This is a genomic window from Caulobacter sp. GW822-FHT07D08 (assembly GCF_058798735.1).
Genome location: NZ_JBXAKU010000011.1, coordinates 56,704 through 80,285, shown reverse-complemented (window position 1 = coordinate 80,285; position 23,582 = coordinate 56,704). Strand labels below are relative to the sequence as shown.

The window sequence follows — 23,582 nt, the reverse complement described above, 5'->3', positions numbered from 1 at the left end:
ATGAGCGCCGCCAAGGCCTTGTACGCCTTTCTGGCGGCGATGGCGCTCGTCCCCGGGGCGGCGGCCGCCGCGCCGCGGGTGATGTCGCTGGATTCCTGCGCCGACCAGTATGTGCTGGCCCTGGCGCCGCGCGAGACCATCGTCGGCTTGTCGCATCGCGCCATCTCACCCGACAGCTACATGCGCGCTTCAGCTAAAGGTCTGCCGCTGCGGCGGGCGACGTTCGAGAGCCTGGTCGCCGCGAAGCCCGATGTCGTGGTGCGCCTGTGGGGCGGCGACGCTCGACTCTCCAAGGCTTTGCAGGGCAAGGGCGTGACGACCGTGGCGCTGGACGACGCGGCGGACTTCGCCGGCGTGCGGGCCAATATCCGCAAGGTCGCGACCGCCTTGGACCGCCGACCGCAGGGCGAGGCGCTGGTCGCGACGATGGACGCCAAGCTGGCCCGCGCGGCCGGGGCCGGGAAGGGGCGCTCGGCGCTCTACCTGACTCCCGGCGGCTATACGGCGGGGTCCAACACCCTGGTCGACGCCATGCTGAAGGCCGCCGGCTATTCGAACGCCACGACCTCTCCCTACTTCGCGCCGGTGTCGCTGGAGCGGATCGTCATGACCCCGCCGGCCGCTGTGGTGCTGGGCCTGTTCGACATGGCGCGCGCCGGCTCCGATCGCTGGGGACCGGGACGGCATGCGGCGCTGCGGGGCGCGATCAAGACCCGGACGGTGGCGTCGCTGCCGGCGGCGGTGGTCGGCTGCGCCGGCTGGTTCGCGGCCGACGGCTCGCTTGCCCTGGCCGAGGCGGCGCGATGAGCTTGATGCGCCTCTGTCTCCTGATGCTGCTGGTCCTGGCGCTCGCGGCGGTCCTGGCCGTGTCGCTGGGCGAGACACCGTTCTCGCTGGCGCAATATGCCCAGGCGCTGAGCCATCCGGCCTCGCCGCCGGGCGAGGTGCTGTGGACCATCCGCGCGCCGCGCGTAGCCGTCGCCGCCCTGATCGGCGCGGCTCTAGGCCTGTCGGGCGCGACCATGCAGGGCCTGCTGCGCAATCCGCTGGCCGATCCGGGCGTGCTGGGCGTCTCGGCCGTGTCGGGCCTGGGCGCGGCCGTCGCCATCTCGGCGGGCCTGGCCGTGCTGCCGGGCGCGATCGAGCTCTCGGCCCTGGTCGGAGCGCTGGTGGCCGGCGCCATGGTCGTGGTGCTGGCCGCGCGGTTCCGCGAGCCCGAGGCGCTGATCCTGTTCGGCGTGGCCCTGTCGGCGTTCGGCGGGGCGCTGACGGCCTTGGTGTTCAACCTCTCGCCCTCGCCGGTGGCGACGGCCGAGATCCTGGCCTGGCTGATGGGCTCGGTCGAGAACCGGGACTGGCATGACGCGCTAAGGGCTCTGGTCCCGATGGCGATCGGCGCGGCGCTGTGCGTCCGGGCCGGGCAAGGGCTACGGATGCTGACCTTGGGCGAGGAGGCCGCGCGGATGTCGGGCCTGCCGATGGCGCGCCTGCGGGTCTACGCCGTGGCCGGCTCGGCCTTGCTGACCGGCGCGGGCGTGGCGGCGGCCGGGGTGATCGGCTTTGTCGGCCTGGCCGCGCCGCATCTGGTGCGGGCCCTGGTCAAGGACGACCCCAAGCGCATCCTGTGGCCCTCGGCCCTGGCCGGAGCGCTGCTGCTGGTGCTGGCCGATCTGGCCGCCCGTCTGATCCCGACCGAGCAGGAACTGAAGCTTGGCGTCGTCACCGCCCTGTTCGGCGCGCCGGCTTTCGCCCTGCTGGCCTGGCGGGCCTCGCGGAGCTGGCGGTCGTGAGCGCGCTCTGGACCCTGACCGACGTCACCGCCCGGCAAGGCCGCAAGACCGTGCTGGAGGCCGCGTCCCTGAGCGTGACGGCGGGCGAGGTGGTCGGCGTGGTCGGCCCCAATGGGGCGGGCAAGACCAGCCTTCTGCGCGCGGGCCTGGGGCTGCTGCCGCTGAGCGCTGGCGAGGCGCGGCTTTCGGGGCGGACGCTGGCCGAGCTGAAGCCGGACGCGCGCGCCAAGCTGGTCGGTTACCTGCCGCAGGACCGCCGCGTGGCCTGGAACCTGCCGGCCCGCATGATCGCGGCCCTCGGCGCGACCGACCTCGCCGACGAGGCCGCCGACGCCTTGGCGCTCGATTGCCTGGCCCGCGTCGGCGCGGCCGATCTAGCCGATCGCGGCGTGCTGGACATGTCTGGCGGTGAACGGGCGAGGGTGCTGCTGGCGCGGCTTCTGGCCACCCGCGCGCCGCTGCTCATCGCCGACGAGCCGGTGGCGGGCCTGGATCCGGACGCCCAATTGCTGACCCTGGACCTGCTGCGCGCCGAGGCCGCCAAGGGCGCGGGCGTGGTGGTGACCCTGCACGACCTGGGCCTGGCCGCCCGGTCCTGCGACCGCATCATCGTGGTTGATCACGGCCGGATCGTCGCCGAGGGGCCGCCGCGCGAGGCGCTGTCGCGGTTCATCCTCGGCCACGTGTTCCGGCTGGACGGTGAGCTGATCGAGACTCGGGCCGGACCAGTGCTGGCGGCCCGCCGCGCCTAGAGCGTGGCAGCCGAAAGTGCGAGCGGTTTCGGCGCCTGCCACGCTCTAAGTGTTTGAGATAGAGCCTGTTTATCCGTTTCTGATGGTTCCATCAGAAACGGACAGGCTCTAGGGCTGCGTGACCGCCGTATCCGCCGAAGCCACCGACGGCGAGTAGACATAACCGCCGCGCTTCAGGTCCGACGACAGGGTCAGCGGGCTGACGCCCCCATTCAGCCGGGCGCGGTAGACCATGGTCGTCTCCAGGGTCCGCATCACGTAGTTGCGGGTCTCGGAGAAGGGGATGCACTCGATGAAGTCGAGAGGATCGGTGGTCGCGCCACGCGGATCGCCGCACAGACTCGCCCACTGGGCCGGACGGCCGGGTCCGGCGTTATACGCGGCGGCGGCCATGATGTACGAGCCGCTGAAGTTGCGGACCATGTCGCCCAGATACACCGAGCCCAGACGCATGTTGTAGGGCGCATCGCCCAGTCGCTCGATCGAATGGGTCTCGCCCAGCTTGCGCGCGACGATCGAGGCGGTGGCCGGCATCAGCTGCATCATGCCGCGCGCGCCGACGCCGGAGCGGGCCGACGGGTCGAAATTGCTTTCCTGGCGCGAGATCGAATAGACGAACGCCGTCTCGGCCGCGCCCGGACCCGGCGTGAAGTGGTGGTCCAGCAGCGGATAGCCGCGCTCGGGCAGGATGAAGCCGCGCTGGGCGGCCGTGCGCACGGCGCGCATGGCCAGGTCCTGATCGCCATAGCCGCGGGCGAAGTCGACCAGCAGAGCGCTTTCCTCGGCATTGGGCAGGGTGTCGTCGATGTAGAGCACCAGGCTGCGGAACTGATCGCGCGCGCCGATGTCGGCCAGAATCCGGGCGGCGCGGATCTGCTCGCGGCCGTAGAAGCGGGCGCGGTCGGCCTGGGTGATGACCGGGTCGCGTTCCAGGCGCAGCTCCTTCAGCCCCGCCTTCTCGGCGGCCAGTTGGCCGTAGAAGGTGGTGATGTAGCGCGCCCCCTCGGCGTAGAAGGCCTGGGCGGCGATCGGGTCGCCCTGCGCCGCGGCGGCGCGGCCCTGCCAGTAGAGGGCACGCCCGCGCGTGATCGGCGAGGCGCCGACGGCGGCGATCTGGGCGAAGTGGGCGGCGGCGGCGTCCGGATTCTTCAGGCGGGTCAGGGCGATCCAGCCGGCGTAGAACTCGCTCTCGGCGATGTCGGCCGGGGCCAGGGCCTGAGTGTTGTCGGCGGCCGCGTAGGCGCCGGCGCTGTTGCCAGACCTCAGGGCCGCGACGATCAGCTGCTTGCGTTCTTTCCAGATGGCGGTCGAGGCTTCCTCGGTCGGCGGGGCCGGGAAGTTGACCACCATCGGCAAGGCCAGGCTGTCCATGCCTGCGCGGCGCAGATAGGCCGCGCGCTCGAACACCACGCCGGGCGAGGTCTGCAGGTCGGGCGTCAGGTTGTTGTAGAGGGTATTGGCGTTGGCCGCGTTCTGGCGATAGGCCATCCGCACGCGGGCGGTGGACTGCCCCGTGTCCGACAGCATGGCGACCAGGTCGCGGGCGGCCGGACCCTGCTGGCCGTACAGCAGGATGTCGGCGCGGCGGTTGTAGTCGTCGGGCGTCAACATGGCGCCGAAGCGGGCGATCATGCTGCGCTGGGCGTCGGCCTCGAACACCTTGTCGCGGAAGGTGCGGCGGATCAGGTTGGCGGCGTCCTGGCTCTTGCCGGTCGCCTGATAGGCCGAGGCCAGCGCCATGGCGCCCTCGGCCGTCGCCGGCTGGGCGCCGCCGAACCAGGCGATGATACGAGCCGGATCCAGGCCAGAGGTCGACAGGGCCTTCTCGGCGGCGGCGTCGCGCCGCGCGCCGCGCGGCCAGCCGGCCAGGTCGCGGCGGGCGGCGTCCAGCTCGAAGAAGCTCATCGCCTCGGCGTTGCTGTCGATCAGCTGCCACTGGGCGATCTTCTTGGCGATCGGGTCCTGGAGGCTGTCCATGGCCATGCGCGCGCCCGAGACGTCGCCGCGCTTGGCGGCGGCCAGGGCGCTTTGCAGGTTGGCGCTATCGGTGTCGGACAGCGCGCCGGGGACGGCGGTCGGCGGGGTGGTGATCAGGCCGGGCTGGCTCGAGTACGAGGTCGCATAGCCCGACGTCGTCTGGGCGTCCGCCGCCCCGACCACGGCCACGATGCAAGCTCCTCCGAGCAGAATCCGACGCACCACTGAAGCCAAGACGCTCTCCATCAACCGGCCCCGAAGAGCCTTGTACTCGAATACTCCGCCTGCCCCTATGCGACGATTCAGGCCTCAATAGGGTTTAAAGTCCGGTTCCAAGGGCTTGACCGCGCAGGCTTCGCCCCTCAAATCCGCACCTGCCCCCACGAACCTCATGGCGCGCCATTGCGGGACGACGGGGCACGGACATATTGTCCGCCCCCATTGTCCTGCCGCAACACACGCGGCGCCATCCTCACGGCAATTTGCAAGTCATGGTCCAGTCTCACTTCAAGGGCGTCATTCCGGCCCTCGTCACGCCGTTCCGCGACGGTGAGGTGGACGAAAAAGCGTTCGTATCGCTGGTCGAGCGCCAGATCGCCGGCGGCGTGCACGGCCTGGTGCCGGTCGGCACCACGGGCGAGACCTCGACCCTGTCGCATGACGAGCACAAGCGCGTCGTCGAGCTGTGCGTGAAGACCGCCGCCGGCCGCGTGCCGGTGATCGCCGGCGCGGGCAGCAACTCGACCGACGAGGCCATCGAGCTGGCCCGCCACGCCAAGGCCGTCGGCGCCGACGCGGCCCTGGTGGTGACGCCGTACTACAATCGCCCCAGCCAGGAGGGCATGTATCAGCACTACAAGGCGATCAACGACGCCGTTGAGCTGCCGGTGTTCGTCTACAACGTGCCCGGTCGCACCGGCGTCGACATCTCCAACGAGACCCTGGCGCGCCTGGCCAAGCTGCCCAACATCATCGGCGTCAAGGACGCCACCGGCGACCTGACCCGCATCAGCATGCAGCGCCTGTTGTGCGGTCCCGACTGGGTGCTGCTGACCGGCGACGACCCCTCGGCCCTGGGCTACATGGCCCATGGCGGCCACGGCGTGATCTCGGTCACCGCCAACGTCGCGCCGGAAGCCTGCGCCGCCTTCATGAACGCCTGCATGCAGGGCCAGTGGGAAACCGGCCTCTACTGGCAGGACCGCCTGGTGCGCCTGCACAAGGCGCTGTTCCTGGATTCCTCGCCGGCCCCGACCAAGTTCGCCCTGGCCCAGCTGGGTCTCTGCGCCGAGGACGTTCGCCTGCCGATCGTCGCCTGCGCCGAGGCCGTGCGTCCGACGATCCTGGAGGCCATGCGCGAGGCCGGTCTGCGGTAATGACCAAGCCGATCGCGGAGAACCGGCGCGCCCGGTACGACTACTTCATCGAAGAGACCTTCGAGGCCGGCATCATGCTGACCGGCACCGAGGTCAAGTCGCTGCGCGTCGGCCGGGCCAACATCGCCGAGTCCTACGCCTCGGTCGAAGGGCGCGAGATCAAGCTGATCAACGCCGACATCCCGCCCTACGGCCACGCCAACCGCTTCAACCATGAGCCGCGCCGGCACCGGAAGCTGCTGCTGCACCGCAAGCAGATCGACAAGCTGATCGGCGCCGTGCAGCGCGATGGCCGGACGTTGATCCCGCTGAAGCTCTATTGGAACGACAAGGGCCTGGCCAAGCTCGAGATCGGCCTGGCGAAGGGCAAGAAGAATCACGACAAGCGCGAGACTGAAGCGGCGCGCGACTGGGCGCGCGACAAGGCCCGCCTGATGAAGGGCGACCGGGGCGACTGATCGCGTCTAGAGCGCGCCAGGGCTAAGTGTGCGCGGTAACCCGCTCGGGTGCGCTCCAAGCATATGATTTAGAGCCATTTAGGGCAGGCCCATCACGGCGAAGCCGATGGCGAGGCCCACGGCGAAGGCCCCCACGCTGATGATCAGGAAGGTCCGGACCTCTGTCCGCAGCTGGTTGCGTGTCGTCTGGACCATTGGTGGCTCCGCAGGCGGCGCCTCCCAAGGCGCGACAAATCAGTTCCCGGTAAAAGGGGTAGCCCTTTACCGGGTGGGAACATTGTCCAGGATCATAAAGCTCGCTGGCCCGAGCACCGGCCGATCGTTCAGGCCATCGCCGAGGTGGCCGTGTTCCTGACCGGATATCGACAGCGCGCGCTCAGGCCGCCGCCGGTAGTTGGTAGACCCGTGATCGCACGCCGCGTTCGAACAGGGCGCCGCAGATGGCGAGAGCCTGCTTGTACGCGGTTTCGACGCTGTCGAAATGGCCGGCGAGGCGGCCGTCTTCCGTAACGACCCAACCTTCGGAGACGTGGGCGATTTCTATACGCGGGCACTGCGCGGCGTCGGGCATGACGACGAGCTCCTCGGACTAGAATCGCGCCCCTGAACACGGGTGCGCGAACATCCTTACCGCGAACCCAGTCCCTTGCATTGTCAAGGATTGTAAACCGTATGCGGACATTCGTGCAAGTGAGATAATCGCCTCGGTTGTGTGGTCGCCTCGCCGGAGCTAGCCGTTCTCCAGCGCCAGCAGGGCGAAGGTCGCCAGCCAGTGCTCGCCCATATAGTCGCCGGCGATGTGCGGGATGGCCGCCGCCAGGTGATTGAGGGCGGCGTTGATGGCCAGGGGCTTGGCGGGATCCTCTTCGGGCATGGCCGCGGCGAGCAGGCGCCAGCACCAGGCGCGCGACAGGTTCAGGCCGTCCAGGTGGGCGATCTTGCCGTCGCTGCGGTCGCTGACCCGGGCCGGCGAGAACAGCGTGACGGGCTGCTTGTCGGCCAGGTAGGGCAGGAAGCGCGGGAACCAGGTGTCGAAACTCTCGCGCGGCAGCAGGCGGCGCATGGCCTCGGCCTCGATCAGGGCGGGCGAGAGGAAGTCGTCGCCGGACGGCTCCCAGCCCTGGCAGGCGGCGTCCTGGCCGTACCAGAGCAGCGCGCGGTTCTGCAGCAGGTCGAAGAAGCCCTGGTCATCGGTCATCACCGCGTATTCGGTCGCCAGAACGAGCGCGAAGGCGGTGTTGAAGTGCGTGCCGGTGCGCACCGGATAGTCGGCGATCGGCAGGAAGCTCTCGAACCGCTGGCGGAAGGCGGCGGCCAATGGCGCGTGCGTGGCGGCCCAGGGGCGATCCTTGTGACGCAGCAGTTCGGCCTGCAGCATCAGGCTCCAGGCCCAGCCATAGGGGCGTTCGAAACCTCGGCTTTCGGGGCGGGCCAGATAGGCGGTCTCGGCGCCGACCTTCTCGGGCGTGAAGGCGTCGTCGAACAGGGCGACGATCGTCTCGGCCTCGGGTATCTCCGGGCGCAGGCGCAGCAACGTCGCCAGCAGCCAGTAGCCGTGCACGCACGAATGCCAGTCGAAGCTGCCGTAGAAGATCGGGTGCAGGTCTCGCGGCGAGCGGACGTCGCCCGCGTCGGCCATCACGTGGTCAAGCTTGTTCGGGTACTCGCGAGTCAGGTGGCCCAGGGCGATCTTGGCGAAGCGCGAGGCGGTGGAGCGGGCGAGGCTCATTTGTGAAAGGCCAGGGCGTTCATCAGGACCACATTGACGACCAGCATCAGGACCGCGGTCGGCGCCTGGGCGCGGATCACGGCGTAGCGGTCCTTCAACTGCAGCAGCGCGGCCGGCACAAGGTTGAAATTGGCGGCCAGCGGGGTGAGCAGCGTGCCGCAGAAGCCCGACAGCATGCCGATGGCGCAGACCACGGCCGGATCGCCGCCGAAACGGCCGATGACCAGGGGCAGGGCGATGCCGCCGGTCATTACGGGGAAGGCGGCGAAGGCGTTGCCCATCATCACCGTGAACACGGCCATGCCCAGGCAGTAGGCGGCGACGGCGGCGAAGCGGCTGTCGACCGGGGTGATCATCACCGCAAGTTCGCCGATGGTCTTGCCGACGCCGGCGAGCGCGAAGACCGCGCCCAGGGCCGCCAGCATCTGAGGCAGCAGAGCGGCCCAGCCGACCAGGTCCATCAACCGCCGGCCTTCCTGCAGGGGGGCTGAAGCCGGCTGGCGGAACATCACCTGGGCCAGGATCGCCGCGACCAGGGCGGCCAGGGTCAGCGAGACCAGCGTCGCCTGCTTGGGGTCGACCAGCGGCGCGCCGTGCAGCGTCAGGCGCTTGAACGCCAGGGTCCCGACCAGCACCAGCACCGGGATGACCACGGCGGGGATGAACAGGCGCGCGCCATAGGTCGCCGCCAGGGTCTCGCGTTCGGCGGGCGAGGTGGTCTTGGGGGCACCGACGCCCAGTTGGCCGGTCCCGGCGATTAGGGCCAGGGCCAGCGCCAGGAAGCCGTTGCCCAGGTCGCCAAAGTGGTCGCCGAACAGGAAGCTCAGCGCGAACAGGCCCCAGAAGGCGGCGTTGCCGAAGCGCTTGCGGTTCTCGCGGTCGAGGGCGCTGAACACGGCGAAGGCGCCGAACATCAGGCCGGCCAGCAGATAGACGAGCGGCAAGCCGATCATTGCTCGGCCTCCGGCTCGGAACGTTCTTTGGACAGGGCGCGGTCGAACAGCAGAAGCCGCGCGCCGTGGACGAAGAAGGCGGCGATGGCCGACGGGATGGCCCACATTGACAGGTGCAGCGGCTCGACCGTGATGCCGCTCTGATCCAGGAAGCCGACGATCAGCAGGATCGAGCCGATGGCCAGGAAGATGTCCTCGCCGAAGAACAGGCCGACATTGTCGGTGGCCGCGCTCATGGCTTTCACGTCCTCGCGCCGCCGGTCGGAGAGCGGCTCGGACGCGGCCTCCGCCATCGGGGCGACCAGGGGACGGACGGTCTGGGCCTGGCCGGCGATCGACACCAGGCCAAGGGCCGCGCTCAGCTGGCGCAGGATCAGGTAGACCAGCAGGATCCGCCCGGCGCTGGCGGCGCGGATCGAACGGATGGTGGCGCGGGCCTTTTCCTGCAGGCCGGCCCGCTCCAGCAGGCCGATGGCCGGCAGCACCAGCCAGGCGACCGTGACATAGCGGTTGGTATTGAAGGCCTTGCCGAAGGCGGCCAGGACCTCCAGCGGCGGCAGACCGGCCGCCAGTCCCGAGGTCAGGGCGGCGGCGACGACGACCATCAGCGGATTGAAGCGCAGGGCGAAGCCCAGCACGATCACCGCCACGCCCAGCAGCGTCAGCATCCGTCTCGATTCCCCCGTGTTCGCGCGGACGGTCCGACGCCGGAGCGCGATTGGCAAGCGAAGAGGGTTTGAATCGCGGCTCTTGACGGCCATCCGACTCGGCGCGACGCTCTAACTCAACAATGATAACCTATATGGGAGGCCCATCATGGCCGACGGTGCTCTGCCGATTTCATCCCTGAAGGGCAAGGTCAGCGACGCGGAATGGCAAGCGCGCGTCGATCTGGCGGCCCTCTATCGTCTCGTGGCCCTGCACGGCTGGGACGACATGATCTTCACCCACATCTCGGCGCGCGTACCGGGTCCCGAGCATCACTTCCTGATCAATCCGTATGGCATGTTCTTCGGCGAGATGACCGCCTCGTGCCTCGTGAAGGTGGATTTGGACGGCAACGTCGTCGACAAGACGCCGTACTTCATCAATCCGGCGGGCTTCACGATCCACTCGGCCATCCACGCCGCGCGTGAGGACGCCCAGTTCGTCATGCACCTGCACAGCGACCAGGGCGTGGCGGTGTCGGCGCACGCCGAAGGCCTGCTGCCGCTGAGCCAGCACGCGCTAATCGTCTTGCCTCAGCTCGCCTATCACGACTATGAAGGCATTGCTCTCAACTTGGACGAGCGGGAACGGCTGGTGGCCGACCTGGGCGAGACCAAGAGGCTGATGATGCTGCGCAACCACGGCACGCTGTCGGTGGGGAGCTCGGCGGCCGAGTGCTGGTTGGGGATGTTCTTCCTGGAGCGGGCGTGCGCGCAGCAGGTAATGGCTCTGTCGATTGGTCGCGACAACGTCCTCTTGGCGCCCGACGCGGCCCAGGCGGAGGTCCGCAAGCAGACCGGCATGGGCATGGGCATGATCGGCGGCCTGGCCTGGCCGGGTTGTCTGCGAAAACTGGACCGCGAGCTGCCCGGCTACGCGGACTAGGCGCCTATTCCGTATTGATGAGAGCCGCCGCGGTCCTGGCCATCGCGGCGGCTTTTTCGTGCCTGACGACCGGCGCCGCGCAAGCGGGGGCGTGGCCGATGGCGCCCGGCCGCACCCAGGTGATCGCCAAGTACGAGCGGTCCGACGCCAAGCAGGGCTACGGTCCGGACGCCGTTCTCGTCGACATCGACCCACGCCGCGACGAGAGCCTGTCGGTGTTCATCGAGCACGGCCTGACGCCACGGCTGACCTTGCAGGCCAAGGCCGGCGTCACGCGCGGCCATGACCAGTGGGTGGACTACTCCGGACGCGGACCGATCGAGCTGGGCCTGCGCTGGGCGACCTATCGCGACGACCGCTCGTCCCTGGCCGTCTATCTGGGCGCGGGGGAAGCGGGGGCGGGCCGCAACGCCGGCTACGCCGCGCCGGGGCAGGGGAGTCTGGATCTGGAAGCGCGGCTGCTGTACGGCCGCTCGGCCTTGTGGAAGGGCAGGGAAGTGTTCGTCGACCTGGAGGCCGCGCGGCTGCGGCGCCAGGGCCTTGCCGACGAAACGCGCATCGACGCCACGCTAGGCGTCAGGCCCGCGAAAAACTGGCTGATCCTGGCCCAGACCTATGCCGGTCAGGCCGATCGCAATCCGGTCCGCTCACGTTGGGTAAAGAGCGAGCTGTCCGTCGTCCGCGCGTTCGGGGACTGGAGCGTGCAGGCCGGTTGGCGCGATACGCCCCTGGGACGAGAGACCACCCGGGATCGCGGCTTCACGCTTGCCGTGTGGCGGAAGCTTTAGCTTGTTTCAGGATTGCAACAGTCGGTCATCCGGCTGTCACTGGACGCCGCTTTAGGCTGCGGTCATATCTTCGCCGAATTCCCGCCGACTCCTCCCGGCGTGCTGGAGCCGTTTCTTGATCCGTAGGCACTTCTTCCTCGTGGTGGCCCTGGCCGCCGTCGTCCTGATGCTGGTCGTCGGGGGGCTGAAGCTGGCCTTCGGCAATAAGGACGCGGGCGGCGGCGCCGGCGGCGCCGGCGGTCGGGCGATCAGCGTCTCGCAGATGGTTGTCGGCGAGCGTCCGTTCACCGATCGTATCGAGGTGCTGGGCGTGGCCAAGGGCCGGCAGTCGGTGACGATCACCTCGAACACGCCTGAGTTGATCACCGCCGTGCATTTCTCGGACGGCGAGACGGTGCGCAAGGGCCAGGTGCTGGTCGAGCTGAAGGCCGACCAGGAAGACGCTGGCATCTCGGAAGCCAGGGCGCGTCTGGCCCAGGCCGAGCGTGACTATACCCGCTGGAAGACCCTGGCCGACAAGGGCATCGCTCCCCGCGCCACGGCCGAGCAGTACCTGTCGGCGCTCGACGTCGCCAGGGCTTCGGTCGGCACGGCCCAGGCCCAGAAGCTGGACCGCGTGCTGCGCGCGCCGTTCTCGGGTCGCGTGGGCATCTCGGACGTCGCCCCTGGCATGCTGATCGCCGCCGGTACGCCGATCGTCAGCCTGGACGACGCCTCGGTCATCCGCGTCGATTTCTCGGTGCCGGATCGCTATCTGCAGACCATCCGCATCGGCCTGCCGATCGCCGCGCGTCCCGACGCCCTGCCGGGCGAGACCTTCCAGGGCAAGATCGCCCAGATCGACACCCGCATCGATCCCGCTACCCGCGCCATCAAGGCCCGCGCCGAGTTTCCGAACGCCGGCGGCCGCCTGAAGCCGGGCATGTTGGTCAAGGTGTCCATCGACCAGGGCGTGCGCGACGGCGTCGCCGTGCCGGAAGCGGCCGTGCAGTTCGAAGGGACCCAGGCCTCGGTCTACCGCATCGCCACGGGACCGAAGGGTCTGATCGCCCGCCGCACCGATGTCGACACCGGCATTACCGAAGGCGGATTCGTCGAGATCCGCGCCGGTCTGAAGACGGGCGACAAGATCGTCGCCGATGGCCTCAACCGCATCCAGGATGGCGCTCCGATCGGCGGCGGCAAGGGCGACGGCAAGAAGACCGAAGGCAAGGCCGGCTGATGCTGTCCGACCTTTCCGTCCGTCGTCCCGTCTTCGCCGCCGTCGCGGCGATCATCCTCTGCGTTATCGGCCTGGCGGCCTATACCTCGCTGCCGATCCGCGAGCTGCCCAGCGTCGATCCGCCCGTGGTGTCGGTCTCGACCACCTATCGCGGCGCCTCGGCCGAAGTCATCGAGGAGCGCATCACCCAGGTGATCGAGCGCCAGGTGGCTGGCATCCAGGGCATCGACCGCGTGAACTCGAGCAGCCGCGACGGTCGCTCGCAGATCACCATCACGTTCAATCTCGACCGCGACCTGGACGCGGCCGCCAACGACGTGCGCGACGCCGTCAGCCGGGTGACGGCCAACCTGCCCGACCAGGCCGACCCGCCGCAGATCGCCAAGGCCAACGCCGACGCCTCGCCGATCATCATCCTGAACCTGACCTCGACCACGCTGGATCCGCTGCAGCTGGCCGACTACGCCGACCGCTACCTGGTCGAGCGGATGTCGACCATCGACGGCGTGGCCCAGGCCAACCTGTTCGGGGCCAAGATCTACGCCATGCGGATCTGGCTGGACGCCAACCAGATGGCCGCTCGCGGCGTGTCGGTCGACGACGTCGAGAACGCCCTGAACAGCCAGAACCTCGAACTGCCGGCCGGCTCGCTGGAAAGCGCGTCGAAGGACTTCACGATCCGCGTGGCCCGCAGCTACGCCAAGCCCGAGGACTTCGCCCGCCTGCCCCTGCGCCCGGCCGACGCCTCCGGCTTCGTGCTGCGCCTGGGCGACGTGGCCCGCATCGAGGAAGGCGCGAACGAGCGCCGACGCCTGTTCCGGGGCAACGGCGTTGACCAGGTCGGCATCGGCCTGACCCGCCAGTCGCAGGCCAACGACGTCGCCATCTCCCAGGCCGTCCGCAAGGAAGTGGCCACCATCAACGAGAGCCTGCCGCCCGGCACCAAGATGGTCGTGGCCGTGGACAACTCGGTGTTCACCGCCGAGGCCATCCACGAGGTGTGGATCACCATGGGCCTGTCGATCAGCCTGGTCGTGCTGGTCAACCTGATCTTCCTGGGCAGCTGGCGGTCGGCGATGATTCCCTCGATCGTCGCGCCGATCTGCATCCTGTCCACCTTTATCGTCCTGGCCCCGCTGGGCTTCTCGCTGAACCTGCTGACCCTGCTGGCCCTGGTGCTGGCCGTCGGTCTGGTCGTCGATGACGCCATCGTCGTGGTCGAGAACATCCAGCGCCGCGTGGACGAGGGCGAACCCGCCCTGGTCGCGGCCGAGCGCGGCACCCGCCAGGTGTTCTTCGCCGTCGTGGCCACGACCATCGTGCTGATCTCGGTGTTCGCGCCGCTGATGTTCCTGCCCGGCTATATCGGCCGCCTGTTCGTCGAGCTGGCCGTGACCATCGCCGCCGCCGTCGCCTTCTCGGCCCTGCTGGCCCTGACGCTGTCGCCGATGATGGCGTCCAAGCTGCTGCGTCCCGCGCATGGCGAAGGCTGGCTGGCCAAGCGCGTCGACCGGGCCATGGACGCCCTGAAGAACTCGTACCGCGCCTCGTTGGAAAGCATCCTCGGCGGCTGGTCGGCGGCGATCGCCGGCGTGATGGTCGTCGTCCTGGCGGCCTTCGCGGTCCTGCTGTTCGTCAGCCTGCCCAAGGAACTGGTGCCGCCCGAGGACCGCGGCCGGGTCGACGTGGCCGTCAGCGGGCCGGAAGGCGCCGGCTACGACTACACCTTGGGCATCGCCTTGCAGGTCGAGAAGATCGTCGACCGCTACCGCCAGGAAGGCGTCGCCGAGCGCATCCTGCTGACCATCCCGCGTTTCGGCGGCACCTCGTTCAACAGCGGCAACAGCGTCGTCGTGATGAAGCCGTGGGGCGAGCGCAAGAAGACCGCCGACCAGGTGGCCGCCGAGCTGAACAAGGACCTCTCGAAGATCACCAGCGTGCGGGCCATCGCCAGCGTGCGCGGGCCGTTCCAGCGCGGCGGCGGCGGGGGCGGCGGCACCAATGTCGACCTGATCGCCGTGGGCAACGACTACGTCCAGCTGGCCGAGTGGCTGAAGCCGATCCTGGCCGACGCTCAGGGCAATCCGGGCTTCGCGCGTCCGCGCCTCGACTACGAGCCGACCTCGCCGCGCCTGTCGGTGCAGATCGACCAGGACAAGGCCGCCACCCTGGGCGTCTCGGCCCAGTCGATCGGCCGGGCGCTGGAGACCATGTTCGGCTCGCGCAAGGCCACGACCTACATCAAGAACGGCCAGGAATACGACGTCATCCTGCAGACCAACCTGGACCAGCGCCGCAGCGTCGCGGACCTGAACCAGCTGCAGGTGCGCACCAGTTCCGGCGCCCTGGTGCCGCTGTCGACCGTGGTGACCACGCAGCTGCGCGGCGACACCCCGGACCGTCCGCGCGTCGATCGCCTGCGCTCCGTCACCCTGACCACGCAACTGAACCCCGGCTACACCGTCGAGGACGCCGTGCGCTTCCTCAAGGAAGAAGCCGATCAGCGCCCGACGCCCGGGATCAGCATCAAGTGGGGCGGCCAGGCCAAGGACTATCTGGAAGGCTCGGGCGGCATCGCCGTCGCCTTCGGCCTGGCTCTGCTGCTGGTGTTCCTGGTGCTGGCGGCGCAGTTCGAAAGCTGGATCCACCCGGCGGTGATCATGCTGACCGTGCCGCTGGCGGCGCTGGGCGGCCTGTTCGGCCTGCTGGTCATGGGCTCGACCATCAACACCTACAGCCAGATCGGCCTGATCATCCTGATCGGCATCGCCACCAAGAACGGCATCCTGATCGTCGAGTTCGCCAACCAACTGCGCGACGAGGGCCTGACCGTGCGCGAGGCGGTGATCGAGGCGGCGGCCCTGCGCCTGCGTCCGATCATCATGACCTCGATCTCGGCGGCCATGGGCGCGCTGCCGCTGATGCTGTGGGCCGGCGCCGGCGCGGGAAGCCGCAAGACCATCGGTTCGGTGATCTTCACCGGCTCGATCTTCGCGACCCTGCTGACGCTGTTCATCGTTCCGGTGTTCTACGACCTCCTGGCGCGCTTCACGAAGTCGCCGGAGTGGACGGCCCGGCAGATCGAAGAGTATGAAGCTCGGGAAAAGAGCGGCGAGGGGCAAACCTCACCGGCATAGACGGGTGAGGAAGCATGGCTGACGGTTCTCTGACGGCGAAGCGGCAGGAAATCGCTCTGCTGCGCCGCCTCGAGGAACGCATTCTCTGGTTGGCGGCGTGGACCATCCACAACGCCAACCACATCCGCGAAAGCCGCGACGGCCTGAAGGTCGGCGGCCACCAGGCGTCCAGCGCCTCGTGCGCCACGATCATGACCGCCCTCTACATGAAGGCGCTGCGGCCGCAGGATCGCGTGGCGGTCAAGCCGCACGCCAGCCCGATCTTCCACGCCATCCAGCACCTGTTCGGCCGCCAGAGCCTTGAGAACCTGCAGCGCTTTCGAGCGCTGGGCGGGGCCCAGTCGTATCCCTCGCGCACCAAGGACGTGGACGACGTCGACTTCTCGACCGGCTCGGTGGGCCTGGGCGTGGCCATGACCGCCTTCGCCTCGCTGGCCCAGGACTACCTGGCCGCGCGCGGTTCGGTGAAGCCGGAGAAGATGGGCCGGATGATCTCGCTGCTGGGCGACGCCGAGCTGGATGAGGGCAACATCTACGAGGCCCTGATCGAGGCCTGCAAGCACGACATCCGCAACACCTGGTGGATCGTCGACTACAACCGCCAGAGCCTGGACGCGACCACCCAGGACCGGATGTTCACGCGCTATGGCGAGATCTTCGAGGCCGCGGGCTGGACGGTCGAGACGCTGAAGTGGTCGAGGCGCCAGCGCGAGGCCTTCGCCAAGCCGGGCGGCGACAAGCTGCATGACTGGATCGAGACCGCGCCCAACGACCTGTTCGCGGCCCTGAGCTACCAGGGCGGGGCGGCCTGGCGCGAACGCCTGAACGCGGACCTCGCCAGCAGCCCCGAGGCCTTGGCCCTGATCGCCGGATACAAGGACGTCGATCTCGCCGAGTTGATGACCGAACTGGGCGGGCACTGCCTGGAAACGCTGCTGGAGGCCTTCGAGAAGGCGGGTCAGGACGACCGTCCACGCTTCTTCATCGCCTACACCGTCAAGGGCCTGCGGCTGCCGTTCCAGGGCCACAAGGACAACCACGCCGGCCTGATGACCCCGGCTCAGATCGCCGAACTGCGCGCGCGCCTGGGCGTCGTCGAGGGCGAGGAGTGGGACGCGCTGTCGGGCCTGTCGGCCGCCGAGCGCACGGCGCTGAAGGGCCTGGTGGCCCGCGCGCCTTTCGCCGCCGACGTCGAGCGCAACCACGTCGCCCCGACCATCCCGACCCCGACCGCCGACGAACTGCTGTCGGCCGTGACCGGTGGCAAGAACGATGGCGAGCAGTCGACCCAGGCCGCCTTCGGCAAGGTGATGTTCGAGATCGCCGCCCGCAAGGACGAGTTCGCCGGCCACGTCGTCACCACCTCGCCGGACGTCACGGTCTCGACCAATCTCGGCGGCTTCGTGAACCGACGCGGGGTGTTCCAGCGCCGGGCTCACGAGGACGTCTTCAAGCGTCGCCGCATTCCTTCGGCGCAGGTCTGGTCCAAGGGCGAGACCGGCCAGCACGTCGAGCTGGGCATCGCCGAAAACAACCTGTTCATCGCCCTGGCGGCCCTGGGCCTGACCGGCGCGCTGTTCGGCGAGCGGCTGTTCCCGGTCGGGACCCTCTATGACCCCTTCATCGCCCGCGGCCTCGATGCCCTGAACTACGCCTGCTACCAGGACGCCCGGTTCCTGCTGGTCGCCACGCCGTCGGGCCTGACGCTGGCGCCGGAGGGCGGCGCGCACCAGTCGATCAACGCCCCGGTCATCGGCATGGCCCAGCCGGGCCTCGACACCTACGAGCCGGCCTTCGCCGACGAGACGGCGGTGCTGATGGCTCACGCCTTCGAGCGTATCCAGGCCAAGGACGGCGCGTCGACCTATCTGCGTCTGTCGACCCGCGCCATCGCCCAGCCCGAACGGACCGACGACGCCTGGCGCCAGGGCGTGGTCGACGGAGCCTACTGGCTGAAGCCTCCCGCGCCCGGAGCCCGGCTGGCCCTGGTCTACAGCGGCGCCCTGGCCCCCGAGGCCCTGGCGGCGTTCGAGGCGCTGGCCGAGGACATGCCCGAGGCCGGCCTGCTGGCCGTCACCTCGGCCGACGTGCTGCATCGCGACTGGACCGCCTCGGGCCGGGCCCGCTGGACGGGGGAGGGGCGTCGGACCTCGACCATCGAGACCCTGCTGAGCCCGCTGGATCGCGAAGCCGGCCTCGTCACCCTGACCGACGGCGCGCCGCTGGCCTTGTCCTGGCTGGGCTCGGTGCGCGGGCAGCGCGTGCGGGCCCTGGGCCTGGAAACCTTCGGCCAGTCGGGCGACCTGCCGGATCTCTACGGCAAGTATCGCCTGGACGCCGAGGCCATCCTCGACGCCTGCGCCGACCTGCTGACCTAGAACCCGCCCACGATTGTCATGCCGCTCAGCAGCCCGTCCTTGAAGTGATAGGTCAGGGCCGCGCGCGTGTCGGTCCAGATGCGCCCATCGGGACTTTCCACCGAGTACTGGGCCTCGACCGCCAGGCTGTCCGGCGTTTCGTCGAGGATCCGGATCAGCTGGACGTTCGCCAGGATGGTCGCGAACATGCGGGCGAAGTGGCCGATGACGGCTTCTTTGCCGATGAGCGGCTTCTCATTGTTGTCCAGGGTGTCGGGCCAGACGATCTCGTCGTGGAACAACGGACGCAGGCGCGACAGGTCGCGTGCGTTGAAAGCCTCGAAGGCCTCGTGCAGCACCGCTTCAAGCGCGTGCGGCTTGGCGATGCGATTTTCGTCCGGCGTCATGGGCCTGGATCCGTGTCCCCCCTGGGAACGATATCCATGCGCCGGATCAGGCCGTCGCGAAGCGTGTAACAATGCCGCACGCAGAGGTCCGACCACAGCTGGCCGGTGCGATTCCAGATCACCTGGTTGGCGTCGACCATGATGCGGCCGTCGTCGGTGACTTGGACCTCGACCGGGGTGATCTCCACCCGGAGCGCGGCGTCGTTATAGGCCCAGTAGTCGCGCACCTGCTCAGGGCTGGTCAGCCAGCCGCCGCGCGTTACGTCCGGCCACTCCAGCTGGGGCGAGACCAGAGCGCGGAACGCCTCGAAGTCGCGCTTTCCGTTGGCGTCGTAGAGGCGCTGGATCAACGCCTCTAACTCTGGAGGGGCCGGGCGCATCGCTACGGCGCGGGCTTGTAGCCCGTCTCGACCTTCAGATAGGCGATCAGGTCGATGCGATCCTTGGGATCGTGCAGGCCCGCGAAGGTCATCTTGGTGCCCGGCATGAAGCCGCGCGGGTCGGTCAGCCACTTGTCCAGGTGCTCGGCGTCCCAGACGAAGCCGGCGTTCTTGACCGCGTCCGAATAGGTGTAGCCGGGCTTGGAGCCGGCCTTGCGGCCGAACACGCCGTAGAGGTTGGGGCCGGTCAGGTCCGGGCCGCCTTCGGTGGCGGTGTGGCACGAGCGGCAGAAGGCGAACTTGCTCTGGCCGTTGGACAGGTCGCCGGTGTTGTAGGGCGCGGGAAGGGCGGCCAGGGCCGCGGCCTTGGCTGCGTCGGTCGGCGGGGCGGCGGCGGGCGGCGCGGCGGCGGGAGCATCCGCCGGCGCCGACGCCGGCGCCTCGGCGGAACTGCCGCCGTCCCTCGAACAGGCCGAAGCGGCGATGCAGAGCGCCGCGATGGCGGCAAGTTTCACGGTACGCATGATGATCCCCGACTGACGTTTCGCCGCAGGTTCTGCGACGGTGCGACGCATTCCAAACCCTTATAAATTCAGGGCCGTCGCTCTGTCACGGAACAATGTTCCTTAAGACCAGCTTGAGCGGGCCCCTGCGACAATTGCCGGTATCTACGTGATTCTTTTCGAAAAAAGTGAAATCGCAAACCGTGGGTCTGCACATAAACGTTTGACGTGCGTTAACCATAAAATCTACCAATTTCCTCACGGAGCGGGCTGGCTCCGGGCTGGGCTGGGAACAAGATCATGGACTGGAGCGAAGAACGCACCGCGACGCTGAAGAAGCTCTGGCTCGAGGGGCTCAGCGCGAGCCAGGTGGCCCGCCAATTGGGTGGCGTCAGCCGCAGCGCGGTGATCGGCAAGGTGCATCGCCTGGGCATCACCGTCCGTGAAACCCCCGTCCGTCAGCGGACGACCGTCCGGTCGCCGTCGCGGATCGTGGTCCGCCGCCCGACCCGCGAGACCACGGCCGCGCCCCACGTCGCTCCGCGCTTCGAGCGCACCGAGGAAGACCTGCTGCCGACCTCGGGAATCCTGGAGCTTGGGACCCACTCGTGCCGCTGGCCGATCGGCAATCCGGAAGGCGACGACTTCGGCTTCTGCGGCCGTCCGAAGCAGACTGCCCGCGGCTCATACTGCGAACAGCACGCCGCTGGCGCCTTCCGCCGCCTGGGCAGTAGCCGGGCCGTCGAGGCCTGGGCCCTGAAGGGCCTCAAGGAACGCGTGCGACCAAGCCAGATCTAAGGCCGGCCACGTCCTTCCTTTCCGCCGACTTTCCTTTCTCCCTCGAGCTCACCGAGCAGAACCCCCATGAACATGGTCCTCATCGAGAACGCCGCCGGCAGCAGCCAAGTGATCACCATCATCGAGGAGTTCGCCGGCCACTCGGTGTCGCGCGATCTCAACCCCGGCGACCACGCCAGCATCCCGGTCACCCAGTTCAAGTCGATCACCGTGCGCGAGACCTATCCCGACGATTGGTTGACGCGCGGGCTGAACCGGAATCGCGCCACTGCGGCGTGAAATTCCCGTCTAAATTGAAAGAGATGACCCCGCGAAGCCATTCGCGGGGTTTTTCGTTTGCCCCATGGGCCCGCGGATTGCGTGGCCGTTAACCTTGTGAGACACAGAGCGCCGTTTGTGGGGCGGAAAACGACGATGTACGAGGGGGATGAGCGCGCCGATGTGGTCCAGGACCATGCGCTGCCGCTGCCGAGCTATCTGAGCTATCTTCTCTATCAGACCGAACAGCATCGCCGGGCGGTGGCGGCCGATCTCCTGGCTCGGCACGGGCTGACCTTCGCCAAGTGGGTGGCGATGATCTCGCTGCGGCGGTTCGGCGACCTGTCGATGACCCGCCTGGCCAAGCTGGCGGCCACCGACCGTACGACCCTGACGCGCTCGATCGACAACCTGATCACCGACGGCCTGGTGGAGCGTAAGGCTTCGTCCGCCGACCGCCGAGTGGTGGTCATCTGCCTGACGGAAACCGGTCGCGGCCTGCTGGAGACGATCCGCGCCGAGATCCGTCCGCTCAACCGCGACATCTGCGCCAACCTGACCACGGAAGAGCAGGCGGCCATGACCCGCTACCTGCAGAAGATGCTGTCCGGCCTGATCGTCGAGCCGGACTGGAAGCAGGACGTGATCGCGTTCAGCACCCCGGCCCCGCCGGAGACGGCTTAGTCGTCGAATTTCACCCGCCCGCGCCCGGACTTCACCGTCCCGCGCTTGGTCTTGCCTTCCAGCCGCTTGAGCTTGCTGGAATAGGTCGGCTTGGTCGCCTTGCGGGGCTTGGGCTTCTCGGTCGCGCGGCGGATCAGGTCGACGAGGCGCTCCTGGGCGTCCTGGCGATTCATTTCCTGCGAGCGCGAGCCCTGCGAGAACAGGATCAGCACCCCGTCCTGGGTCAGGCGGCTGCCGGCCAGGGTCTCCAGCCGCGCCTTGACGTCCTCGGGCAGGGCCGGGGAGTTCCTGACGTCGAACCGCAGCTCGATCGCCGTCGAGGTCTTGTTGACGTGCTGGCCGCCGGGGCCGGAGGCGCGGGTGGCCTTCCAGACCAGCTCGTCCTCGTCGATCCGCAGCCAGGGCGTGATCTCGATCATCGGGGCGGGCCATTTTTCGGTAAAGGGGCGCGCTTGGCCTTGACCACCAGCTGGTCCAGCGCCTGCAGGAAGCGCGAGCGGTCGGCGTTGGCGAAGGCGGCGGGACCCTTGGTGACCTCGCCCATCGAGCGCAGGTGTTCGCCGATCGAGCGCGAGGCCAGGGCCGAGCCGATCATGTCGGGGCTGAACACCCGGCCGTTCGGGGCCAGCGCCGCGCCGCCGGCCTTCAGCACGCGATCCGCCAGGGGGATATCGTTGGTCACCACCACGTCGCCCGGACCGCAGCGCTCGGCGATCCAGTCGTCGGCGACGTCGGGACCGGCGTCGACCACGATCTGCTCGATCACCGGCGTCATCGGCACGCGGATCCAGCTGTTGGACACCACGAAGGTCTTGAAGCCGTGGCGGGCGGCGACCTTGTAGGCCTCGTCCTTCACGGGGCAGGCGTCGGCGTCGATGAAGAGGATGGCGGTCATCGCGCTGGGCCTGAAGAAAGGAGGACCTGAGGAAACTGGTGCCGGCGGAGAGGATCGAACTCCCGACCTTCGGTTTACAAAACCGCTGCACTACCGCTGTGCTACGCCGGCATGGGCCCGGGGCCCGAGGTCAGGGCTTATGCCGTTTGCGAGGGCGGACGGCAAGGTGGTCAATGCGCGGGAGAATTCCTCGCTCCGAGGCGCGGCCGACGAGCGTTGCGCGTCCTTGCTCCAGCCGCTAGGGACGGGCCAAAGCGGGAGATGCACATGGCGCAGGCGAAACTCATCGACGGCAAGGCCTTCGCGGCCGATCTGCGGGCGAAGATCGCCGTGGAGGTCGCCGAGCTGAAGGCCCGGCACGGGATCACCCCGGGCCTGGCCGTGGTGCTGGTCGGCGAGGACCCGGCCAGCCAGGTCTATGTCCGAAACAAGGGCGAGCAGACCCTGGCGGCGGGCATGCATTCCGAAACCGTGCGCCTGCCCGCCGAGGTCAGCCAGGATGATCTGCTGGCCGTGGTGGCCAAGCTGAACGCCGACCCGAAGATCCACGGCGTGCTGGTCCAGTTCCCGGTGCCGCCGCACATCAGCCAGATGGACGTCGTGGCGGCCCTGTCGCCGGACAAGGACGTCGACGGCCTGACCGTGACCAACGCCGGCCGTCTGGCCAGCGGCCTGCCGGCCCTGGCGCCCTGCACGCCGACCGGCTGCATGATGCTGCTGAAGGACGTGATCGGGGATCTCTCGGGCAAGACCGCCGTGGTCATCGGCCGCTCGAACCTGATGGGCAAGCCGATGGCCCAACTGCTGCTGGCCGCCGACTGCACCGTGACCATCGCTCACTCGCGGTCGAAGGACCTGCCGGGCATCGTCCGCCAGGCCGATATCGTGGTCGCCGCCGTCGGCCGGGCCGAGATGGTCAAGGCCGACTGGATCAAGCCGGGCGCGGTGGTCATCGACGTCGGCATCACCCGCTATCCGGCCCGCGATCCGGAAGCCGCCGCGGCGGGCAAGACCCGGCTTGTCGGCGATGTCGCCTTCGACGAAGTCCGCGAGGTCGCCGGTGCGATCACGCCGGTTCCCGGGGGGGTGGGACCCATGACCATCGCCTGCCTGCTGGCCAACACCGTGACGGCGGCCAAACGCCTGTCGGGTATCGCCTGATGCGCCGCCTGGCGCTGCTGGCCGCGCTGGGTCTGACCTTGTCGGCTTGCGGGGCCAAGACCCCGCCGCCGCCCACGCCGGAGCAGGCCCTGGCCCTGCGCCCGGCCGACGCGCGTCTGTCGGGCCTGTACGAGACCTCCTGCCACGCCTGCCACGCCATCCCCGGCACGGGCGCGCCGCTGGTCCGCGACCGCGCCGCCTGGGATGTCCGCTGGAAGCAGGGCGAGGCGACGCTGCTGGACCACGCCGTCCAGGGCTACAACGCCATGCCGGCGACCGGTCAGTGCGCGACTTGCGCACCGGCCGATTTCCAGGCCCTCATACGGTTCATGGCGGGGCGCGAAGACTCGGCCAGATAACAAGA

26 protein-coding genes and 1 tRNA gene are annotated in these 23,582 nt (G+C 68.9%); 15 read left to right on the top strand and 12 right to left on the bottom strand.

Annotated elements, in window-relative coordinates; genetic code table 11:
* From AC1RJ9_RS19620 to AC1RJ9_RS19610, 3 genes are read left to right on the top strand one after another with little or no spacing between them, the layout of a single operon-like run.
* Positions 1 to 807 (top strand): ABC transporter substrate-binding protein, encoded by an 807-nt coding sequence (locus AC1RJ9_RS19620; RefSeq protein ID WP_492839623.1) that lies wholly within the window; start codon positions 1 to 3, stop codon positions 805 to 807.
* Positions 750 to 1,790 carry a FecCD family ABC transporter permease gene (locus AC1RJ9_RS19615; RefSeq protein WP_492839693.1) on the top strand — a complete coding sequence of 347 codons (1,041 nt, stop codon included), beginning with the start codon at positions 750 to 752 and terminating at the stop codon, positions 1,788 to 1,790. The genes AC1RJ9_RS19620 and AC1RJ9_RS19615 overlap by 58 nt, the downstream gene beginning before the upstream one ends.
* Positions 1,787 to 2,542 (top strand): ABC transporter ATP-binding protein, encoded by a 756-nt coding sequence (locus AC1RJ9_RS19610; RefSeq protein WP_492839624.1) that lies wholly within the window; start codon positions 1,787 to 1,789, stop codon positions 2,540 to 2,542. The genes AC1RJ9_RS19615 and AC1RJ9_RS19610 overlap by 4 nt, the downstream gene beginning before the upstream one ends.
* 108 nt (positions 2,543 to 2,650) lie before the next feature.
* Here the strand turns inward: AC1RJ9_RS19610 and AC1RJ9_RS19605 are convergent, their stop codons facing one another.
* The gene (locus AC1RJ9_RS19605; protein ID WP_492839625.1) at positions 2,651 to 4,753 is read right to left on the bottom strand and encodes a lytic transglycosylase domain-containing protein; all 2,103 of its coding nucleotides are present in this window, start codon (positions 4,751 to 4,753) and stop codon (positions 2,651 to 2,653) included.
* 257 nt (positions 4,754 to 5,010) lie between these two features.
* Here AC1RJ9_RS19605 and dapA point away from each other — a divergent pair, with 257 nt between their 5' ends.
* A complete protein-coding gene (gene dapA, locus AC1RJ9_RS19600) occupies positions 5,011 to 5,895 on the top strand; it encodes a 4-hydroxy-tetrahydrodipicolinate synthase (RefSeq protein ID WP_492839626.1) in 885 nt (294 codons plus the stop codon).
* The gene (gene smpB, locus AC1RJ9_RS19595; protein WP_492839627.1) at positions 5,895 to 6,353 is read left to right on the top strand and encodes an SsrA-binding protein SmpB; all 459 of its coding nucleotides are present in this window, start codon (positions 5,895 to 5,897) and stop codon (positions 6,351 to 6,353) included. Before dapA ends, smpB begins: the two co-directional genes overlap by 1 nt.
* A gap of 78 nt (positions 6,354 to 6,431) precedes the next feature.
* Here the strand turns inward: smpB and AC1RJ9_RS19590 are convergent, their stop codons facing one another.
* The 5 genes from AC1RJ9_RS19590 to AC1RJ9_RS19570 all read right to left on the bottom strand — a co-directional run bounded on the left by AC1RJ9_RS19590 (position 6,432) and on the right by AC1RJ9_RS19570 (position 9,703).
* Positions 6,432 to 6,548 (bottom strand): hypothetical protein, encoded by a 117-nt coding sequence (locus AC1RJ9_RS19590; RefSeq protein ID WP_492839628.1) that lies wholly within the window; start codon positions 6,546 to 6,548, stop codon positions 6,432 to 6,434.
* Positions 6,549 to 6,729: 181 nt separating this feature from the next.
* On the bottom strand, positions 6,730 to 6,924 hold the full coding sequence (locus AC1RJ9_RS19585) for a hypothetical protein (protein WP_492839629.1): 195 nt from the start codon (positions 6,922 to 6,924) through the stop codon (positions 6,730 to 6,732).
* Positions 6,925 to 7,083: 159 nt separating this feature from the next.
* Complete coding sequence (locus AC1RJ9_RS19580; RefSeq protein ID WP_492839630.1) at positions 7,084 to 8,082, bottom strand: DUF2891 domain-containing protein; 999 nt, start codon at positions 8,080 to 8,082, stop codon at positions 7,084 to 7,086.
* A complete protein-coding gene (locus AC1RJ9_RS19575; protein ID WP_492839631.1) occupies positions 8,079 to 9,035 on the bottom strand; it encodes a DUF979 domain-containing protein in 957 nt (318 codons plus the stop codon). The genes AC1RJ9_RS19580 and AC1RJ9_RS19575 overlap by 4 nt, the downstream gene beginning before the upstream one ends.
* Positions 9,032 to 9,703, bottom strand: a complete 672-nt coding sequence (locus tag AC1RJ9_RS19570; protein ID WP_492839632.1) for a DUF969 domain-containing protein — start codon at positions 9,701 to 9,703, stop codon at positions 9,032 to 9,034. Before AC1RJ9_RS19570 ends, AC1RJ9_RS19575 begins: the two co-directional genes overlap by 4 nt.
* Before the next feature lie 148 nt (positions 9,704 to 9,851).
* Here AC1RJ9_RS19570 and AC1RJ9_RS19565 point away from each other — a divergent pair, with 148 nt between their 5' ends.
* From AC1RJ9_RS19565 to AC1RJ9_RS19545, 5 genes are all read left to right on the top strand, one after another.
* Entirely contained in the window at positions 9,852 to 10,628 is a 777-nt protein-coding gene (locus AC1RJ9_RS19565; RefSeq protein ID WP_492839633.1) for a class II aldolase/adducin family protein, read from the top strand.
* 98 nt (positions 10,629 to 10,726) lie between these two features.
* Positions 10,727 to 11,416 (top strand): hypothetical protein, encoded by a 690-nt coding sequence (locus AC1RJ9_RS19560; RefSeq protein ID WP_492839694.1) that lies wholly within the window; start codon positions 10,727 to 10,729, stop codon positions 11,414 to 11,416.
* A 115-nt stretch (positions 11,417 to 11,531) separates the two neighbouring features.
* Complete coding sequence (locus AC1RJ9_RS19555; protein ID WP_492839634.1) at positions 11,532 to 12,638, top strand: efflux RND transporter periplasmic adaptor subunit; 1,107 nt, start codon at positions 11,532 to 11,534, stop codon at positions 12,636 to 12,638.
* Positions 12,638 to 15,775 carry an efflux RND transporter permease subunit gene (locus tag AC1RJ9_RS19550; protein WP_492839635.1) on the top strand — a complete coding sequence of 1,046 codons (3,138 nt, stop codon included), beginning with the start codon at positions 12,638 to 12,640 and terminating at the stop codon, positions 15,773 to 15,775. The genes AC1RJ9_RS19555 and AC1RJ9_RS19550 overlap by 1 nt, the downstream gene beginning before the upstream one ends.
* 14 nt (positions 15,776 to 15,789) lie before the next feature.
* On the top strand, positions 15,790 to 18,153 hold the full coding sequence (locus AC1RJ9_RS19545; RefSeq protein ID WP_492839636.1) for a thiamine pyrophosphate-binding protein: 2,364 nt from the start codon (positions 15,790 to 15,792) through the stop codon (positions 18,151 to 18,153).
* Here AC1RJ9_RS19545 and AC1RJ9_RS19540 read toward each other — a convergent pair.
* From AC1RJ9_RS19540 to AC1RJ9_RS19530, 3 genes are read right to left on the bottom strand one after another with little or no spacing between them, the layout of a single operon-like run.
* Entirely contained in the window at positions 18,150 to 18,539 is a 390-nt protein-coding gene (locus AC1RJ9_RS19540; RefSeq protein WP_492839637.1) for a nuclear transport factor 2 family protein, read from the bottom strand. The genes AC1RJ9_RS19545 and AC1RJ9_RS19540 overlap by 4 nt on opposite strands.
* Positions 18,536 to 18,889 (bottom strand): nuclear transport factor 2 family protein, encoded by a 354-nt coding sequence (locus tag AC1RJ9_RS19535; protein WP_492839638.1) that lies wholly within the window; start codon positions 18,887 to 18,889, stop codon positions 18,536 to 18,538. The genes AC1RJ9_RS19540 and AC1RJ9_RS19535 overlap by 4 nt, the downstream gene beginning before the upstream one ends.
* 32 nt (positions 18,890 to 18,921) lie before the next feature.
* A complete protein-coding gene (locus AC1RJ9_RS19530; protein WP_492839639.1) occupies positions 18,922 to 19,443 on the bottom strand; it encodes a c-type cytochrome in 522 nt (173 codons plus the stop codon).
* 279 nt (positions 19,444 to 19,722) lie between these two features.
* Here AC1RJ9_RS19530 and AC1RJ9_RS19525 point away from each other — a divergent pair, with 279 nt between their 5' ends.
* The 3 genes from AC1RJ9_RS19525 (at position 19,723) to AC1RJ9_RS19515 (ending at position 21,162) form a co-directional block, all read left to right on the top strand.
* Entirely contained in the window at positions 19,723 to 20,220 is a 498-nt protein-coding gene (locus tag AC1RJ9_RS19525) for a GcrA family cell cycle regulator (RefSeq protein ID WP_492839640.1), read from the top strand.
* 66 nt (positions 20,221 to 20,286) lie between these two features.
* Positions 20,287 to 20,499: a hypothetical protein gene (locus tag AC1RJ9_RS19520; protein WP_492839641.1), complete on the top strand. Its 213-nt coding sequence runs from the start codon at positions 20,287 to 20,289 to the stop codon at positions 20,497 to 20,499.
* 135 nt (positions 20,500 to 20,634) lie between these two features.
* Positions 20,635 to 21,162, top strand: coding sequence for a MarR family winged helix-turn-helix transcriptional regulator (locus AC1RJ9_RS19515; RefSeq protein ID WP_492839642.1), 528 nt, complete (start codon positions 20,635 to 20,637; stop codon positions 21,160 to 21,162).
* On the opposite strand, the gene arfB is transcribed toward AC1RJ9_RS19515, so the two are convergent.
* The 3 genes from arfB to AC1RJ9_RS19500 all read right to left on the bottom strand — a co-directional run bounded on the left by arfB (position 21,159) and on the right by AC1RJ9_RS19500 (position 22,168).
* Positions 21,159 to 21,581 carry an alternative ribosome rescue aminoacyl-tRNA hydrolase ArfB gene (arfB, locus tag AC1RJ9_RS19510; RefSeq protein WP_492839643.1) on the bottom strand — a complete coding sequence of 141 codons (423 nt, stop codon included), beginning with the start codon at positions 21,579 to 21,581 and terminating at the stop codon, positions 21,159 to 21,161. The two genes, AC1RJ9_RS19515 and arfB, sit on opposite strands and share 4 nt — an antisense overlap.
* A complete protein-coding gene (locus AC1RJ9_RS19505; protein ID WP_492839644.1) occupies positions 21,578 to 22,057 on the bottom strand; it encodes a YaiI/YqxD family protein in 480 nt (159 codons plus the stop codon). The genes arfB and AC1RJ9_RS19505 overlap by 4 nt, the downstream gene beginning before the upstream one ends.
* Positions 22,058 to 22,093: 36 nt before the next feature.
* Positions 22,094 to 22,168, bottom strand: a tRNA-Thr gene (locus AC1RJ9_RS19500).
* A 156-nt stretch (positions 22,169 to 22,324) separates the two neighbouring features.
* On the opposite strand from AC1RJ9_RS19500, the gene folD reads away from it, so the two are divergent.
* Together folD and AC1RJ9_RS19490 are read left to right on the top strand one after the other, a co-directional pair.
* Positions 22,325 to 23,218: a bifunctional methylenetetrahydrofolate dehydrogenase/methenyltetrahydrofolate cyclohydrolase FolD gene (gene folD, locus AC1RJ9_RS19495; RefSeq protein ID WP_492839645.1), complete on the top strand. Its 894-nt coding sequence runs from the start codon at positions 22,325 to 22,327 to the stop codon at positions 23,216 to 23,218.
* Positions 23,218 to 23,577 carry a c-type cytochrome gene (locus AC1RJ9_RS19490; RefSeq protein ID WP_492839646.1) on the top strand — a complete coding sequence of 120 codons (360 nt, stop codon included), beginning with the start codon at positions 23,218 to 23,220 and terminating at the stop codon, positions 23,575 to 23,577. The genes folD and AC1RJ9_RS19490 overlap by 1 nt, the downstream gene beginning before the upstream one ends.
* Positions 23,578 to 23,582 lie beyond the last annotated feature (5 nt).

What these genes read in the sequence shown, in the direction of transcription:
- AC1RJ9_RS19620 (WP_492839623.1), top strand. Translation starts at nt 1, where the DNA reads ATGAGCGCCGCCAAGGCCTTGTACGCCTTTCTGGCGGCGATGGCGCTC.
- AC1RJ9_RS19505 (WP_492839644.1), bottom strand. Translation starts at nt 22,057, where the DNA reads ATGACCGCCATCCTCTTCATCGACGCCGACGCCTGCCCCGTGAAGGAC.
- smpB (WP_492839627.1), top strand. Translation starts at nt 5,895, where the DNA reads ATGACCAAGCCGATCGCGGAGAACCGGCGCGCCCGGTACGACTACTTC.
- AC1RJ9_RS19590 (WP_492839628.1), bottom strand. Translation starts at nt 6,548, where the DNA reads ATGGTCCAGACGACACGCAACCAGCTGCGGACAGAGGTCCGGACCTTC.
- AC1RJ9_RS19525 (WP_492839640.1), top strand. Translation starts at nt 19,723, where the DNA reads ATGGACTGGAGCGAAGAACGCACCGCGACGCTGAAGAAGCTCTGGCTC.
- folD (WP_492839645.1), top strand. Translation starts at nt 22,325, where the DNA reads ATGGCGCAGGCGAAACTCATCGACGGCAAGGCCTTCGCGGCCGATCTG.
- AC1RJ9_RS19530 (WP_492839639.1), bottom strand. Translation starts at nt 19,443, where the DNA reads ATGCGTACCGTGAAACTTGCCGCCATCGCGGCGCTCTGCATCGCCGCT.
- AC1RJ9_RS19520 (WP_492839641.1), top strand. Translation starts at nt 20,287, where the DNA reads ATGAACATGGTCCTCATCGAGAACGCCGCCGGCAGCAGCCAAGTGATC.
- arfB (WP_492839643.1), bottom strand. Translation starts at nt 21,581, where the DNA reads ATGATCGAGATCACGCCCTGGCTGCGGATCGACGAGGACGAGCTGGTC.
- dapA (WP_492839626.1), top strand. Translation starts at nt 5,011, where the DNA reads ATGGTCCAGTCTCACTTCAAGGGCGTCATTCCGGCCCTCGTCACGCCG.
- AC1RJ9_RS19575 (WP_492839631.1), bottom strand. Translation starts at nt 9,035, where the DNA reads ATGATCGGCTTGCCGCTCGTCTATCTGCTGGCCGGCCTGATGTTCGGC.
- AC1RJ9_RS19585 (WP_492839629.1), bottom strand. Translation starts at nt 6,924, where the DNA reads ATGCCCGACGCCGCGCAGTGCCCGCGTATAGAAATCGCCCACGTCTCC.
- AC1RJ9_RS19565 (WP_492839633.1), top strand. Translation starts at nt 9,852, where the DNA reads ATGGCCGACGGTGCTCTGCCGATTTCATCCCTGAAGGGCAAGGTCAGC.
- AC1RJ9_RS19570 (WP_492839632.1), bottom strand. Translation starts at nt 9,703, where the DNA reads ATGCTGACGCTGCTGGGCGTGGCGGTGATCGTGCTGGGCTTCGCCCTG.
- AC1RJ9_RS19560 (WP_492839694.1), top strand. Translation starts at nt 10,727, where the DNA reads ATGGCGCCCGGCCGCACCCAGGTGATCGCCAAGTACGAGCGGTCCGAC.
- AC1RJ9_RS19540 (WP_492839637.1), bottom strand. Translation starts at nt 18,539, where the DNA reads ATGACGCCGGACGAAAATCGCATCGCCAAGCCGCACGCGCTTGAAGCG.
- AC1RJ9_RS19580 (WP_492839630.1), bottom strand. Translation starts at nt 8,082, where the DNA reads ATGAGCCTCGCCCGCTCCACCGCCTCGCGCTTCGCCAAGATCGCCCTG.
- AC1RJ9_RS19515 (WP_492839642.1), top strand. Translation starts at nt 20,635, where the DNA reads ATGTACGAGGGGGATGAGCGCGCCGATGTGGTCCAGGACCATGCGCTG.
- AC1RJ9_RS19545 (WP_492839636.1), top strand. Translation starts at nt 15,790, where the DNA reads ATGGCTGACGGTTCTCTGACGGCGAAGCGGCAGGAAATCGCTCTGCTG.
- AC1RJ9_RS19490 (WP_492839646.1), top strand. Translation starts at nt 23,218, where the DNA reads ATGCGCCGCCTGGCGCTGCTGGCCGCGCTGGGTCTGACCTTGTCGGCT.
- AC1RJ9_RS19550 (WP_492839635.1), top strand. Translation starts at nt 12,638, where the DNA reads ATGCTGTCCGACCTTTCCGTCCGTCGTCCCGTCTTCGCCGCCGTCGCG.